Origin of the sequence: Chitinophaga niastensis (genome assembly GCF_003014755.1) — a bacterium.
Classification (GTDB): domain Bacteria; phylum Bacteroidota; class Bacteroidia; order Chitinophagales; family Chitinophagaceae; genus Chitinophaga; species Chitinophaga niastensis.
Map to the genome: position 1 here is coordinate 251,962 of NZ_PYAW01000004.1, position 14,317 is coordinate 266,278.

The following is a 14,317-nucleotide window of genomic DNA, read 5'->3' on the forward strand; positions in this document are numbered from 1 at the left end:
AATAGATTCAGTTATTTTTTCAGCACAATATCTTCTTTTGCGGCCCATTGGGCAACATCCTGTTTGCTCAATGCCATGGCCATCATGTCCGGGAATTTGTCCGGTGTACATGCAAATACCGGTATTCCAAGATTGGCGAGGAACTGCGCATTTTCATGATCATAGCCTGGTGCGCCTTCATCATTCAGCGCCAGCAGTACAATTACCTGTACACCTGCTGCGGCCAGATCTGTGAAGCGTTTGCGCATGTTTTGTTCATCACCGCCTTCAAACAGGTCAGTAATCAGCACCAGCACGGTGTCTGTTGGCCTGGTAATAATTTGTCCGCAGTATTTCAAGGCGGCGTTAATATCAGTACCACCACCCAGTTGTACGCCAAACAACAGTTCTACCGGGTCCTGCAGCTCTTCTGTAAGGTCTGCCACCACGGTATCAAAAACAACCATTTGTGTTTTAACAGCCGGGATAGCAGCCATTACGGCGCCAAAGATACCGGAATATACTACAGAGGTACCCATAGAGCCGCTCTGATCAAGGCATAACACCACATCTTTGAGGGCCGACCGCTTGCGGCCATAGCCAATCAGCGTTTCCGGGATAATGGTTTTGTAAGCCGGCTGGTAATGTTGCAGATTTTTTTGAATGGTCAGGTGCCAGTTGATTTCGTTGTGCCGTGGCCGCCGGTTGCGAACACTCCGGTTCAAACTGCCTGTGATAGCCTGTTGTGTGGGCTGCGACAGTTTCCCAATGAGTTCATCCACTACCTTTTTCACCACTTGTCGGGCAGTGTCTTTGGTTTTTTCAGGTATAACCTTACTCAGTGTCATCAGGGTGGCTACCAGGTGTACATCTGCGGCTACATTTTCCAGCATCTCTTTTTCAAGGAGCATCTGGGTGAGGTTGAGGCGCTTCAGTGCATCCTGCTGCATTACCTGCACTACAGACGTAGGGAAGTAGTTACGGATGTCGCCCAGCCACCGGCTTACGTTCGGAGAGGAGGGACCCAATCCGCCCTGCCTGGTGCTGTCATACAACGCTTCCAGTGTTTTGTCTATCTGCAGATCCGTTTTATTTAACGAATAAGCGGTGCCATCATTTTGCTCGCCTCCCAAAATCAGCCGCCATCTGCGTACCTGTTCTTCATGCGCCATCTGCTAATATTTTTGAGTCTCCCCATCCCAAAATTTGCATCACTACCGGAATGCCTTTGCTGGCGCGGTTTTCGTCGATGCCTACTGTTGTGCTACCGGATTTTTTGCCATTGCCCGCACCTGCGGATTTTACTTTATCGCCCAGTTTTTTTCGTTCCGGCGCGGTAAAGTTAGAAAAGGTGCGGCGTAATAACGGCAATACCTGTATGAAAAAATCATTTTCCAGTTGAGATACCCAGTTATGTACCATGTTCCAAAGCTCTTCGTCCAGCAGCAGGAGGGTACCGCTGCCTTTCAGGAAACCTTCCAGCCAGGCGGCTGCCTGCGCAGGCGGATTGGCTACGGACATGGCTACACTGAAAGCTTTTACCAGTGCATCGCCGGTAATTATTTTGCCGTCAAACAACAGGCGGGTAGCATAACCTCCTATCATGGATGCGGATTGTGCAGCACGGGAGATGATCAGCAGTGTTGCCTGCCATTCCCCGGTAAGTGCGGGGTCCTGTAACAGGTTGATGGCATCGTTCATCGCATAAAACAGCTCCAGCAGGGCCAGTGCAGCATCATCTGCCACGGCAGTACAGGCAGCAGGTAAACTGATGCAGATACGGCCTATCATGCTTTCCGCGATGCCGCTTACCAGCGCTGCATCCGTTTTACGTACGTTGCCGTACCGGCTGATATTTACTAGCGACGGGATCACTTCCATCAGCTGCAATACATCACCGGAAGCTGCGGCCAGGTTGTTGATCCGATGGATCAATACTTCCACTACTGCCGGCAATTCTGCCGGGATAGCAGATTCCAGCATCCTGCATACCTGCTGCAGCGTGCTGGTATTATTGGCGCTGCTGATCACGAAACTGGCAGTGGCTTCTGCTACCGTATTGCCCCAGCTACCTTTTTCAATCACATCTATGGAAAAAGAAGGGTCCCATTGCAGCCGCCATTGTTCCTTGAAGGTACCTTTGCCGGATACCTCCTGGCGGCGGCCCCAGCGGATCTCCAGCAATTGCAGCCGGTGCAGGAAAATACTTCTTTCCAGATCAGTGTCTTTACGGAGGTCGAGCAAATAATCTTTGAAGTCCGCTGTTTGCGGCATTCTGAGCTTCTTTTGCAGTTTTTCAATATCCGTTTGCAGGGGAGGCTTGGGTACTTCGATTGGAACAGTGCCCATGCGGTTGCGCACAATGAGCTCATCCCGGATAAGCTGCATCAGGATGTTTTCTCCGTTGCATAATACGCTGAGCGTAGCCTCATTTAATTCTTCCAGTCCCGGTCTGGAATAATGCCGCAGCGAAGCGAGGGCATTCGCTAATCTCACAGCTTCCATCACATGCGCTACGGAAGTATCTTTTTGCTGTTCCCTGAAAAGCTTTGCTATCAGTGCCATCCAGCGGGTACCGTCATCAGCGGGATGCTCCCATATATGCTCATACCATCCGGGCGAGGGGATGCCGGCCCCATAACCGCTTTCATAACTTAAACGGCTATACGTCCATGGTATCCAGGTGCATTCCACTTTGGCTTTGGGTAAACTCTTCAACAGGTCATTGTCTTCTTTTTGTTTGGGCATGTTGTTGAGTGCGGGGGCATGCCAGGCGCCACATATCACCGCAATACGCTGAAACATTTCTTTTTCTGCCAGCCGGATGCACTTGCGCATCCAGGCTTCCCGTAGCTGTTCCAGGTGGTCTTCTTTGCGGGGTAATTCCTCACGAAGGGCCTGCATGGCATCATTTACCGCTTCAAAAATCTGTGTTTGCTGCTGCCGGTATTCAAACATGTGTTCCCACCATCGCTCGCCATCTTCATACCCTGCGGCTTCTGCCAGGTGGGAGATAGGGTCACGGCGAACAACGAATACCGGAGCAGATCCGCTATCCGTGTTCTCAGGGGGCTGCTGATTGTTTTCATCAACAGTTGCCTCATGCTCCATCCCAAAAACATGCGCCAGGGGGAGGTCCATGAAACGCACGTGGATGCGCTGCCGGCGGGCATACAGGATGGCCTGCCATTCCGGGGAAAAGGCAGCAAACGGATAAAAACAGGCTTTCTGCGGGCTCTCCGGCTGATATGCAAGGATAGCTACCGGTGGCTGCAGGTTTTCATGACCGGCCCATTGCAGCAATGCATCTGCTTCCGGCGGACCTTCCACCAGCACAATATCTGGTTGGAGCTCCTCCAGAAAAGCTTTTACATTCCTTGCAGAACCAGGTCCATGGTGCCTGATGCCTAATATATGTACAGACATGTTTAGATCTTATTCAATAAAATAATTGTATTTAGCTGTTAGCATTTAGCGATTAGCTGTTAGTTTAATGCTAATCGCTAACAGCTAACAGCTATACCAGATCTCTGCAGGCGCGGTACACATCTTTCCACTCATCTCTCGTTTTTACTACTGTTTCCAGGTATTCCTGCCATACCAGTTTATCCTGCACCGGATCTTTTACCACAGCACCAATAATACCGGCGGCAAGGTCGGCTGCTTTAAGGGTACCATCGCCGAAATAGGCTGCCAGGGCCAATCCGCTGTTCACTACTGAAATAGCTTCTGCTGTACTCAGCGTAGCACCCGGCGATTTGAGCTTTGTTTTGCCGTCGAGGGTAACACCATTGCGGAGTTCACGGAAGATGGTAACAATACGCCGGATCTCTTCCAGGGCGGGCTTTTCGGCCGGGAGGTCCATGATCTTCTCAAAACTTTCCACCCTTCTTCTAACGATGTCAATTTCTTCTTCCATAGAATCAGGCATCGGGAGTATAACGGTATTGAACCTACGTTTTAACGCGCTGGATAATTCATTTACTCCTTTATCGCGGTTGTTGGCAGTGGCAATGACGTTAAAGCCCTTGGTAGCCTGTATTTCAGAATTTAATTCCGGTATGGGCAACGTTTTTTCCGATAAGATCGTGATGAGCGTATCCTGTACATCTGCACCAATACGCGTGAGCTCTTCGATACGTACTAACTTGCCATCCTGCATAGCCCGCATTACAGGAGTTTCTACCAATGCGTTTTTAGAAGGGCCTTCTGCCAGTAAGCGTGCATAGTTCCAGCCGTAGCGGATACTTTCTTCGCTGGTGCCGGCTGTTCCCTGGATGATCATGGTAGAATCGCCACTGATGCCCGCTGCGAGGTGTTCACTCACCCAGCTTTTAGCGGTGCCGGGTAAACCGTATAAAAGCAACGCACGATCTGTGGCCAGTGTGGCCACAGATATTTCCATGAGGCGCCTGCTGCCAATGTATTTAGGGGTTACTTCAAAACCATTTTTCAGTTTGCCGCCTATCAGATAGGTAACAACAGATTGAGGGGATAACAGCCAGTTATGCGGACGTTTTTCCTGGTCCTGCTTTTTCAGTTCTTCCAGCTCATGTGCAAAGAGTTGTTCTGCGTGGTAGCGTAAAATGTCTGACATGGTATGTTGATTGATATGTTTAATAATTGTCTGAACTGTGATTTATATGATTTTTATGATTCTCCTGATGAGCAAAGACCTTAGCGGATTTTAAATCAGTATAATCTTCGCTCATCAGGAGAATCATAAAAATCATATAAATCACTGGTTAGTTTTTTTACCTGCAAGAGGTTTAGCAGATGTGCTTTTATACTTTTCCAGTAATCAAAATAGTTGGCATTTTCCGTTGTATACTGATCCAGCTCTTTGGCAATGGCAACCGGAATAAAGCGGATACAGTTATTCATAAAAGCCTGATTATTGGTGAAAGGATTGTTAGCACAAAACCGCAGCACTTTATCCGCTAGTGTGATACTCCATTCTTCTTTGCGAAGTAATAGCTGCTGAAGGATGACATCCGGGTACTCATCAAAATATTTTTCGCTGTAAACATCCTGCTCAGCAGGTGGTAACAGCGGAATCAGGTCTATATGGAATATCTCACTGTAATGGGTACACGCTAATGCCCACTGTGAATCATGGAACCACAGGATAGCATTTACCAGCGCAGGAATAAATGGATTCAATACCGGCTGTTGCGCAAACAACGCCAATACTTCTTTCGGAGATCTGTTAAAATGTTTTTCCCATACAGCAGGATGTACGCTGCGGATCAGTTGATCCAGGATATATGCTTCATCCGTAATAGCTTTGCTGCTGCTGAGTTTTTCAATGCCGGATGCAAATATTTCATCTGCTATTTTTTCAGGAAAAACGCAGGTAACAGTATTATTATGGAGCTGTATTGCTGAAACCAGTACCTGCCGGTAGTTTTCATGTAATGTTGATCCGGTAATTTTTTTAAGGAGATAAATAGCCGCTTCTTTTACCTGTTTACTTTTTTCGGAGAGCAACGTTTCCAGCCAGTCGGCGTCTGTTATGCTGATGTTGATGCTGAGTGCGGCTATCAGCTCTTTTTTAACAGCAGCGTTTTCCTTTGGCCAGGTTTCCTGCAGCCAGTTTAAGGCCATAACGGGATCGGTACTACGTAGTTCCTGGAGTGCTTCAAAACGCTGTGCCGTAGTGCCGTTTTGCCAGGGCTCTTCTATACTTTCTGCTACAATAGAAAAGTTCCAGTCGGTGTTTAATTGACCGAGCCATTCTCCGCGTTGACCGCTTACTGCGGCAATCATTGTGCGCAGTGATTTGTTGCGGTAAGCTTTCTCCAGCATCCCTGGCAGCAGTACCAATGGAATCAGCAGATTGGCAGCTATACAGTATTCCAGCCATTGCTGCAGCAACTGCTGGCTGTCGGTTTCCAGCACCTGGTGCAATACCTGGATCGCCTGTGGTGTACAATATGCTTTGGTTTCTGCTGCGCAAACAGCGATGGGCGTCACGGTTGCTGTTTCCGGTTGCGCGCCGCTCTGCCTGTAATTATACATCACTGCCGCCAGCTGTAGTAGCTGATCTTCCCGATCCAGCGTGTTGGCAGCCAGTATTTTATCTGCTGCCTGTTGCAGTGGGCCACTGAGGCCCTGGCTGTTGGCGGCTTTTTTGGCGGTGCCCAGTAATGCGGTATTGATGATATTATTCCAGCGCTGCATTATAATATTTTGTATTCATTTTCATGCCATACGCCCATTGGTTCGTATTGCGTTTCCCGGCCGGTAACCGCCATATGCAGGGGCATGCCTCCGCTGAGGGCCAGTAACTTCCAGGTATGCCGGAACCCGTTGCGTATGCGCATCAGCTGCTGATGGCTGTCCTGCAGCCACCATTGTTCCTGGTGCCATACGAGCGTAAGATTGGCAATCGTATATACCTGGTCGTTATACACCGGTAATTGTGCGCTGATGGCTGTTTGGGCTGCCATTACTTCCTGCCAGCGGGCATAGCCCTGGAAAGAATGATTGGGAGCAGCAGCTATTTGACTTTTTATAAGTGCACGCAGCGGGGCCGCAGAAGGGTAGTATACCAGTTCCGCCTGTATGGTGCCTCCGGGTGTAAGTGCGAGCGTAGCTGTACCCTGGTTGCGTACATAAAATTGCAGTATTAAAGCCGTGCGTTGTGTGTTCACACCGTATAGCCAATACCGTTCTACTATAAGTTTATCTTCTTCTGTTGTTTGTTTACCTAACACCTGCCAGGTATCTGTAATTCCGGTTTGTTCTTTCAGCTCTTCCTGTGCCTGCGCAAACCCGATCAGGCTGCGGACGTCTGCCTGCAACGCAGCCGGTAATGTATCAATATGCTGGTATCCCTGTATAACGAGGTAAATGCGCAGCAGCTGGTCCATGAACGCTGTTTGCCATCCTTCCTGGTAGTAGTTGATCCCGCTTAATTCGCGCAGCATACCGGCTAGTCCGGGGGCCTGGGCATCTACCATGCGCCGGGTCATATTTTCCCAGAAGGCCCTGTCTTTTTCCGGTATGGCCATAATGCCGTTACGGATGATATCTTTTATCCAGCGTAATAATTCTTCCACGCCATCACTCACCTTTTGCTGCCGGGCTTGTAGGCGTTTAGTCTGTGCAGCGGTATCTACTGGTTTTTCCGGCGCTGCTGCCTGCTCCGCTTTTTTTTCTTCCTTTTCGGCACGTTTAGCCAGCCACTCACTTACCCATGCAGGAGGTGCCTGCACCGTAAACAGCTGTTGCTGCCGGGCATGTAGTAATAATAAACCCAAACCATGTTTACAGGGAAATTTACGACTGGGACAACTGCATTTGAATGCCATGTTGCCGGTATCTATCTGTGTTTGATAGGGTTTACTGCCGCTGCCCTGGCATTCACCCCATAACGCATTTTCACTGATGCCCTTGCTGACCCATTTAGCCGGATTGGCCAGGTCCTTCCCTGATTTACGGGAAGATTCGTCAGGCGCCATTGCAAGCACTTGTTCGTCGGATAGGTTCAACGGATTAACGATTTAGGCCACAAATTAAATAATTCCATAAAATAAAAAAGCCAAATATCAAATAACACTACGCAGTGTATTTGGTATTCGGCTTTTTTAAAAGTTATTTATTAAATAGCTATCCCACGATATTAAAGGAAACCTAATTCCAGTTTCGCTTCTTCACTCATCATCTCTCTTGTCCATGGCGGATCAAAGGTAAGATGTACATCTACATCAGATACACCTTCTATATTCCTTACTTTCTCATCTACCTCGCGGATAATATCACCTGCTACAGGGCAGCCAGGTGCAGTGAGGGTCATATCAATACCAATGCGGTTATTCTCCTTGATCTTGATGGCATATACCAGTCCCAGTTCCATAATGTTCACCGGAATTTCGGGATCAAATACGGTCCTGAGCTGTGCTTCTATCAATTCCTTTAATGTTGCTTCACTCATTGCTGGTTAATTTTTGCCTGATAAGCTATTGCGTACAATTTCATCTGTTTGAGCATGCTCAGCAACCCGTTGGAACGGGTAGGGGAGAGATGACTGCTTAAACCGATGGCATTAATGAAATAAATATCCGATGCTGCAATGTCCTGAGGTGTGTGACCAGAAAGAACATAAACCATTAAACTTACCAGTCCTTTGGTAATCACGGCATCACTGTCGCCGGTAAAAAACAGCTTACCGTCTTTTAGCTCGGTATGCAGCCATACGCGCGACTGACAGCCTTTGATGAGATTATCTGGTGTTTTATATTCTTCTGAGATGAGCGGCAATTCCTTACCCAGCTGGATGATATATTCATACTTATCTTCCCAGCTACCCATCACCGAAAAATCGGATATAATTTCTTCCTGTATTTCTTTAATCGTCATATTCACCAGTTTACAACAGCATGGAAGCAGCTCTCTTAACGCCTGCTACCAGTTTATCTATTTCTTCCATTGTATTATAAAAAGAGAGGGACGCACGAACGGTGCCGGGGATCTTAAACAAATCCATCAGCGGTTCTGTGCAATGATGCCCTGTTCTTACGGCTATACCTTGCTGGTCCAGCAGTTCTCCCATATCAAACGGATGAATGTTGTGTACCAGGAATGAAATAGCACCACTTCTGTTTGCTGCATCACCAATAAAACGAATACCGTCTATTTGGCGAAGCTCCTGCATCGCATAGGTCAGCAGCTGTTCTTCCCAGTGCTGTATTTTGTCGATGCCGGTTTTTTGCAGGTATTCAATGGCAGTACCCATGGCAATGGAACCTGCTATATTGGGTGTACCTGCTTCAAATTTATAAGGGAGTTCGTTATAGATCGTTTTGGCAAAGGTTACGGTCTTGATCATATCGCCACCACCCTGGTAAGGAGGCAGTTTCTGCAGCCATTCGGTAGTGCCGTACAGCACACCGGTGCCGGTAGGACCGTAAATTTTATGCCCGGAGAACGCGAGGAAATCCGGCTGCAGCGCCTGCACATCAATACTGATATGCTGAATAGCCTGAGCGGCATCTAACAGCACGGGTATATTTCGTGCATGCGCCAGCGTTATGATGTCCTGCACCGGGTTAATGGTACCCATGGTATTGGAAACATATGTTACTGCTACTATTTTCACCGAATCGTCCAGCATGGCTTCAAAGGCGTCCATCAGCAGTTCACCGCGCTCGTTGATAGGAATTACCTTCAGCGTGGCGCCACTCTCTTCACAGGCCATCTGCCAGGGCACTATATTGCTATGGTGTTCCATGGAAGAGATGATCACACTGTCACCGGCTTTCAGGAAACGGCGGCTCATGGTATTGGCTACCAGGTTGATACCGTCTGTAGTGCCTTTGGTGAAAATGATTTCATGGGAATGCGCTGCATTGATATAACCAGCCACAATGTGGCGGGCTTTCTCATATGCATCGGTGGCTACCTGGCTCAGGTGATGTACTCCCCGGTGCACATTGCTGTTGTAAACTTCGTAATAGCGGGCTTCTGCATCTATTACAACCTGCGGCTTCTGCGTGGTAGCCCCGTTATCCAGGTATACCAGCGGTTTGCCATGTACCTTCTGCTGCAGGATCGGGAAATCCTTTCTTATCTGCATTACATCCAGCCCGGCGGTTACTATGTTAGCAATATGTTCCATTGTCATTTTAGTTATTCATGATTTCTGCAATCTGCACTTGCAGGTAATGCTGCAGGGCAGGTACTTTCACAGCTTCCGTAATATCATGCGAGAAGGCATTTACCATCAGTGCTTTGGCTGCATCTTCACCAATACCACGGGAGCGCAGGTAAAACATTGATTCTTCGCTGAATTGACCAGCAGTAAAACCATGACTGCATTTTACATCATCGGCATATATTTCCAGCTGTGGCTGAGAGTTGATATCTGCTTTGCTGCCCAGCAACAGATTGTTGTTCTGCTGAAAGGCATTTGTTTTCTGCGCTTCCTGGTGTACCAGGATCCTGCCAGTAAATACACCGTTGGCGTTGTCCAGCAATACGCCTTTGTACAACTCATTGCTGTGACAATCAGGCTTGATGTGATCCATAAAAGTATGGTTATCTACATGCTGACTTTTGTTGGCAATATACAGGCCGTTCAGATTAGTTTCTGTGTGACTGCCATTTAATGCTACGGTCAGGTTGTTGCGCGTGAACGGTGTATTGGGCAGGGTGAAATTAAAATGATGATAACGGCTGTTGTTATGTTGCTGTGCCGCTGTAGTATGCACTTCACGGAAACTTTCTTCTCCCTGTTGTACATTGTAATGCCACAGTTCCGCATTTTCAGCGATCACGGTTTCCAGTACACTGTTAGCAAAAGCGACGGCCGTTGTTTCCGGATGAACAGAACTTTCGATAATGGTAGCCGTGGTATTTTTATTCAGTACCCACAAATGGCGGGGCTGTATAAAAGCATGGCGTTCACATGTGTATACGTTCACGATATGTACCGGTTTATCGATCACTGTATTGGCTGCCAGTTCAATGTACAGGCCATCAGCGAAGAGTGCGGTATTCAGCGTTGCCAGTGATTCATTCACCAGGTGATGCTGTTTGTTGAAGTAAGTAACAAAACCGGGAGCGTCTGTATGCGCACTCATAGCGCCTACAGTGATGCCTTTACCAACAGGTAATGCAGACTGATCTGCCTGCAGGTGGCCGTTTACCAGTACTATGCGGTAACAATCCAGTTCAGGGATCGCTGCTTTATCTATCGCTTCAGCAGCTACAGGGGTAGCTGTTGTCAATAATTCATAAGGAAACTCTTTCAGGTAGCGCTGAATATTGGTATAGCGCCATGCTTCCGTTTTAAGCGTAGGGAGTCCCAATGCTGTAAAGCGGTCCAGCGCCTCGCGGCGGATGTCATGCAATGTATCGGGAGCAAGGCTCGGGACCTGTGCCGACAGTGCGTTTACATCTTCTGTTAACGCCTGATAAAAAGGCAATATCATATCGCTTGTCATAATTATTTCTAACTATTTATCAGAATTACGAATTACGAATTGCGAATTACGGCGCTGCCGCATGATCTTCGCGAATAATCGTAATCCGACATTCGTAATTCGTAATTTTTTTATACGGATTCTTTCAAATGTAATTCTTCCTTCAGCCAGTCGTATCCTCTTTCTTCCAGCTCCAGTGCCAGTTCTTTGGTACCGGTTCTGATGATACGGCCGTCATACAATACATGCACAAAATCAGGGATGATATACTCCAGCAAACGTTGGTAGTGGGTAATTATCACAAAAGCTTTTTCTGCATCACGTAATTTGTTTACACCATTTGAAACAATACGCAGTGCATCGATATCCAGTCCGGAATCTGTTTCATCCAGGATCGCCAGCTGTGGGTTCAGCATAGCCAGTTGGAAAATTTCGTTACGTTTCTTTTCACCACCGCTGAAGCCTTCGTTCAGAGAACGGTTCATCAGGTTGGAATGAAAGTCTACCAGTTGTTGTTTTTCTTTTGTCAACTTCAGGAACTCTCTTGCTTCGAGGGCAGGGAGACCTTTATACGCCCTGATTTCATTCAGTGCCGTTTTCAGGAAGTTGAGGTTAGAAACACCTGGTATTTCTACCGGGTATTGAAAAGCGAGGAATACACCTTCACGGGCACGTTCTTCCGGAGCCATTTCCAGCAGATTTTTACCGTTAAACCATACTTCACCTTCGGTAACAGTATAGCTGTCGCGACCCGCCAAAACAGAAGCCAGTGAGCTTTTGCCGGAACCGTTAGGTCCCATAATAGCATGCATCTCTCCTTTGTTTATTTCGAGGTTAATGCCTTTCAGAATTTTTTTCCCTTCTACTTCTGCGTGCAGATTTTTAATCGTCAGCATGATTGTTTTATTTCGTTCTTTATGTAGTTAATTGGATAATGAATTATCCAACGCTTCCTTCAAGTGTGATAGATAATAGTTTCTGTGCTTCTACCGCAAACTCCATCGGTAGCTGGTTCAATACTTCCTTCACATAGCCGTTTACAATCAGGGCTACTGCTTTTTCGCTGTCGATACCGCGCTGATTCAGATAAAAAATCTGGTCTTCACCGATCTTCGAAGTGGTAGCTTCGTGTTCGATCATGGCAGTTTTGTTTCTGGATTCGATATACGGGAACGTATGAGAACCGCACTGGTTGCCAATCAGGAGAGAATCGCACTGGGTGAAGTTACGTGCATTGTCTGCGCGTGGTCCCACGGATACAAGCCCGCGGTAACTGTTGTCACCACGACCAGCAGAGATACCTTTTGAAATGATACGGCTTTTGGTGCCTTTACCAATATGGTGAATTTTGGTACCGGTATCAGCAATCTGTTTGTTACGGACAACTGCTACGGAGTAAAATTCGCCTTCAGAATAATCGCCCTGCAAAATTACGCTGGGATATTTCCAGGTAATAGCAGAACCGGTTTCTACCTGTGTCCAGGAGATCTTGCTGGCGTTGCCTTTGCAGATACCTCTCTTGGTAACGAAGTTGTAGATACCACCTTTACCGTCTTTATCACCAGGATACCAGTTTTGTACGGTAGAGTATTTTATTTCAGCATGTTCCATGGCTACCAGTTCTACTACGGCGGCATGCAGCTGATTTTCATCACGCATAGGAGCCGTACAGCCTTCCAGGTAACTTACATGGCTGTTATCGTCTGCAATGATCAGGGTACGTTCAAACTGGCCGGTGTTCTGTGCATTGATACGGAAGTAAGTGCTCAGTTCCATCGGGCAGCGTACGCCTTTAGGTATGTACACAAAAGAACCGTCGGAGAAAACCGCGGCATTCAGTGCAGCAAAAATGTTATCGGAATGGGGTACTACGCTACCCAGGTATTTTTTTACCAGGTCAGGATATTCCTGTACGGCTTCACCGAAAGAGCAGAAAATAACGCCCATTTCTTTCAGTTTGCCTTTAAAGGTAGTAGCTACGGAAACACTGTCAAATACAGCATCTACGGCTACACCGCTCAGGGCTTTCTGTTCGTTCAGCGGAATGCCGAGTTTTGCGAAGGTTGCCAGCAGTTCAGGATCTACTTCATCCAGACTGTTGAGTTGTTTCTTCTTACGCGGAGCAGCATAATAACAGAGTGACTGTAAATCAATCACCGGCATTTCAAAATGCTGCCACTTAGGAAACTGCATTTTCTTAAATGCGGCAAATCCTTTCAGGCGCCATTCGAGGAGCCATTCAGGTTCATTCTTTTTAGCCGAAATTAAACGGATGATATCTTCATTCAGCCCTGGAGGCGCCATATCCATTTCAATGTCGGTGCTAAAGCCAAACTCATACTCCTTATTGGCTATATCATCTATTATTTCGTTACTGTTGACCATATCAATTTTAAGGTTTTGAGCTTCCTGGATTTTTAGGTTTTGTCAAATCAAAAAATCCATAAATATCTCTTTTATACTGCAAAGCTTTCGCCGCAGCTACACGTCCTGGTTGCATTTGGATTATTAAAGTAGAGGCCCTTACCATTCAGTCCGTCTGAATAGTCCAGCTCTGTGCCGTACAGGTACAGCAAACTTTTCATTTGCACTACCACTTTCACGCCTCTGTCTTCAAATATCTGGTCGCCTTCTTCCTCTGTTGCTTCAAATTTCATTACATATTCGAGGCCGGAGCAGCCACCGCCTTTTACGCCTACACGTACAAAAGTACCTGGCGCATGATGTTCTTTTTCCATCAGCGCTTTGATATATTCCCCTGCTTTTTCTGAAACGGTTATCATATCAGCATTTGTTTTAAATATTTGTAACCGGTTGTCCGGTAATATTGTTTTACGACTTATCCTTCAATACCTGTTACTACATGCGATTTAGCCGCACACAGCAACTGTACCATCGTATCCAGCTTGTTTTTATAAAACGCAGTGAACCCGCGGGTTTGCGGGTCATAAAGGTTGTCTTTCAAGACAGGCAAAGAATATGGTAATACCCATGCCCTCAAAGCCTTAGCCACTGCATCCATGGCGTTAATGCCCTGCATGGCCTGGGTGCCGTCTGCCCAGGAGAGCAAAGCTACAACCTTTCCGGTTAAATATGGACGCTGGTACTTGCTTGTTAATTCCAGCCAATCGAGGCAGTTTTTCATAGCACCTGTCATACCACCATGATATAAAGGTGTCATCCATATATGAAGATCTGCTTTACAAAAGGCTTTACACATATTGGCTACTGCCTCTGGTGTTTGTCCGGCCTCATGTTGCGAGAAAAATGGAATCTGAGCATCACTCAGACTGAATATTTCAGGTGAAAAATTCTTTTCTTTTAATTGCTCCTCCAGGTATGTAGCCAGCCTGTTGGAGGTAGCATAAGGACGGTTATCAATCGAACCATTAAATATCAGGACGTTCATT

At 47.0% G+C, this 14,317-nt stretch carries 13 protein-coding genes; all 13 read right to left on the bottom strand.

Features of this window, described 5'->3' with window-relative positions; all coding sequences use genetic code 11:
* Nucleotides 1–11 precede the first annotated feature (11 nt).
* The 13 genes from CLV51_RS19935 to CLV51_RS19995 all read right to left on the bottom strand — a co-directional run bounded on the left by CLV51_RS19935 (nucleotide 12) and on the right by CLV51_RS19995 (nucleotide 14,316).
* Nucleotides 12–1,151, bottom strand: coding sequence for a VWA domain-containing protein (locus tag CLV51_RS19935; protein ID WP_106529841.1), 1,140 nt, complete (start codon nucleotides 1,149–1,151; stop codon nucleotides 12–14).
* Nucleotides 1,141–3,405, bottom strand: a complete 2,265-nt coding sequence (locus tag CLV51_RS19940; RefSeq protein WP_106529842.1) for a DUF5682 family protein — start codon at nucleotides 3,403–3,405, stop codon at nucleotides 1,141–1,143. Before CLV51_RS19940 ends, CLV51_RS19935 begins: the two co-directional genes overlap by 11 nt.
* A 91-nt stretch (nucleotides 3,406–3,496) precedes the next feature.
* The gene (locus CLV51_RS19945; protein ID WP_106529843.1) at nucleotides 3,497–4,576 is read right to left on the bottom strand and encodes an ATP-binding protein; all 1,080 of its coding nucleotides are present in this window, start codon (nucleotides 4,574–4,576) and stop codon (nucleotides 3,497–3,499) included.
* 95 nt (nucleotides 4,577–4,671) lie between these two features.
* Entirely contained in the window at nucleotides 4,672–6,162 is a 1,491-nt protein-coding gene (locus CLV51_RS19950; protein WP_106529844.1) for a DUF5691 domain-containing protein, read from the bottom strand.
* On the bottom strand, nucleotides 6,162–7,475 hold the full coding sequence (locus CLV51_RS19955; RefSeq protein ID WP_106529845.1) for an SWIM zinc finger family protein: 1,314 nt from the start codon (nucleotides 7,473–7,475) through the stop codon (nucleotides 6,162–6,164). The genes CLV51_RS19950 and CLV51_RS19955 overlap by 1 nt, the downstream gene beginning before the upstream one ends.
* A 131-nt stretch (nucleotides 7,476–7,606) precedes the next feature.
* On the bottom strand, nucleotides 7,607–7,918 hold the full coding sequence (locus CLV51_RS19960; RefSeq protein WP_106529846.1) for an iron-sulfur cluster assembly protein: 312 nt from the start codon (nucleotides 7,916–7,918) through the stop codon (nucleotides 7,607–7,609).
* Nucleotides 7,915–8,343, bottom strand: coding sequence for a SufE family protein (locus CLV51_RS19965; protein WP_106529847.1), 429 nt, complete (start codon nucleotides 8,341–8,343; stop codon nucleotides 7,915–7,917). The genes CLV51_RS19960 and CLV51_RS19965 overlap by 4 nt, the downstream gene beginning before the upstream one ends.
* 10 nt (nucleotides 8,344–8,353) lie before the next feature.
* The gene (locus CLV51_RS19970; protein ID WP_106529848.1) at nucleotides 8,354–9,601 is read right to left on the bottom strand and encodes an aminotransferase class V-fold PLP-dependent enzyme; all 1,248 of its coding nucleotides are present in this window, start codon (nucleotides 9,599–9,601) and stop codon (nucleotides 8,354–8,356) included.
* Between the two features lie 7 nt (nucleotides 9,602–9,608).
* Entirely contained in the window at nucleotides 9,609–10,928 is a 1,320-nt protein-coding gene (sufD, locus tag CLV51_RS19975; RefSeq protein ID WP_106529849.1) for a Fe-S cluster assembly protein SufD, read from the bottom strand.
* A 110-nt stretch (nucleotides 10,929–11,038) separates the two neighbouring features.
* Complete coding sequence (gene sufC, locus CLV51_RS19980) at nucleotides 11,039–11,803, bottom strand: Fe-S cluster assembly ATPase SufC (protein ID WP_106529850.1); 765 nt, start codon at nucleotides 11,801–11,803, stop codon at nucleotides 11,039–11,041.
* 43 nt (nucleotides 11,804–11,846) lie between these two features.
* On the bottom strand, nucleotides 11,847–13,292 hold the full coding sequence (sufB, locus tag CLV51_RS19985; protein ID WP_106529851.1) for a Fe-S cluster assembly protein SufB: 1,446 nt from the start codon (nucleotides 13,290–13,292) through the stop codon (nucleotides 11,847–11,849).
* A gap of 71 nt (nucleotides 13,293–13,363) precedes the next feature.
* The gene (locus CLV51_RS19990; protein WP_106529852.1) at nucleotides 13,364–13,690 is read right to left on the bottom strand and encodes a HesB/IscA family protein; all 327 of its coding nucleotides are present in this window, start codon (nucleotides 13,688–13,690) and stop codon (nucleotides 13,364–13,366) included.
* Nucleotides 13,691–13,746: 56 nt separating this feature from the next.
* The gene (locus CLV51_RS19995) at nucleotides 13,747–14,316 is read right to left on the bottom strand and encodes an NADPH-dependent FMN reductase (protein ID WP_106529853.1); all 570 of its coding nucleotides are present in this window, start codon (nucleotides 14,314–14,316) and stop codon (nucleotides 13,747–13,749) included.
* Between the last annotated feature and the right edge of the window lies 1 nt (nucleotide 14,317).

Excerpts from the sequence above, each read along its gene's own strand:
- CLV51_RS19935 (WP_106529841.1), bottom strand. The coding sequence starts at position 1,151 with ATGGCGCATGAAGAACAGGTACGCAGATGGCGGCTGATTTTGGGAGGC.
- CLV51_RS19940 (WP_106529842.1), bottom strand. The coding sequence starts at position 3,405 with ATGTCTGTACATATATTAGGCATCAGGCACCATGGACCTGGTTCTGCA.
- CLV51_RS19945 (WP_106529843.1), bottom strand. The coding sequence starts at position 4,576 with ATGTCAGACATTTTACGCTACCACGCAGAACAACTCTTTGCACATGAG.
- CLV51_RS19950 (WP_106529844.1), bottom strand. The coding sequence starts at position 6,162 with ATGCAGCGCTGGAATAATATCATCAATACCGCATTACTGGGCACCGCC.
- CLV51_RS19960 (WP_106529846.1), bottom strand. The coding sequence starts at position 7,918 with ATGAGTGAAGCAACATTAAAGGAATTGATAGAAGCACAGCTCAGGACC.
- CLV51_RS19965 (WP_106529847.1), bottom strand. The coding sequence starts at position 8,343 with ATGACGATTAAAGAAATACAGGAAGAAATTATATCCGATTTTTCGGTG.
- CLV51_RS19970 (WP_106529848.1), bottom strand. The coding sequence starts at position 9,601 with ATGGAACATATTGCTAACATAGTAACCGCCGGGCTGGATGTAATGCAG.
- sufD (WP_106529849.1), bottom strand. The coding sequence starts at position 10,928 with ATGACAAGCGATATGATATTGCCTTTTTATCAGGCGTTAACAGAAGAT.
- sufC (WP_106529850.1), bottom strand. The coding sequence starts at position 11,803 with ATGCTGACGATTAAAAATCTGCACGCAGAAGTAGAAGGGAAAAAAATT.
- sufB (WP_106529851.1), bottom strand. The coding sequence starts at position 13,292 with ATGGTCAACAGTAACGAAATAATAGATGATATAGCCAATAAGGAGTAT.
- CLV51_RS19990 (WP_106529852.1), bottom strand. The coding sequence starts at position 13,690 with ATGATAACCGTTTCAGAAAAAGCAGGGGAATATATCAAAGCGCTGATG.
- CLV51_RS19995 (WP_106529853.1), bottom strand. The coding sequence starts at position 14,316 with ATGAACGTCCTGATATTTAATGGTTCGATTGATAACCGTCCTTATGCT.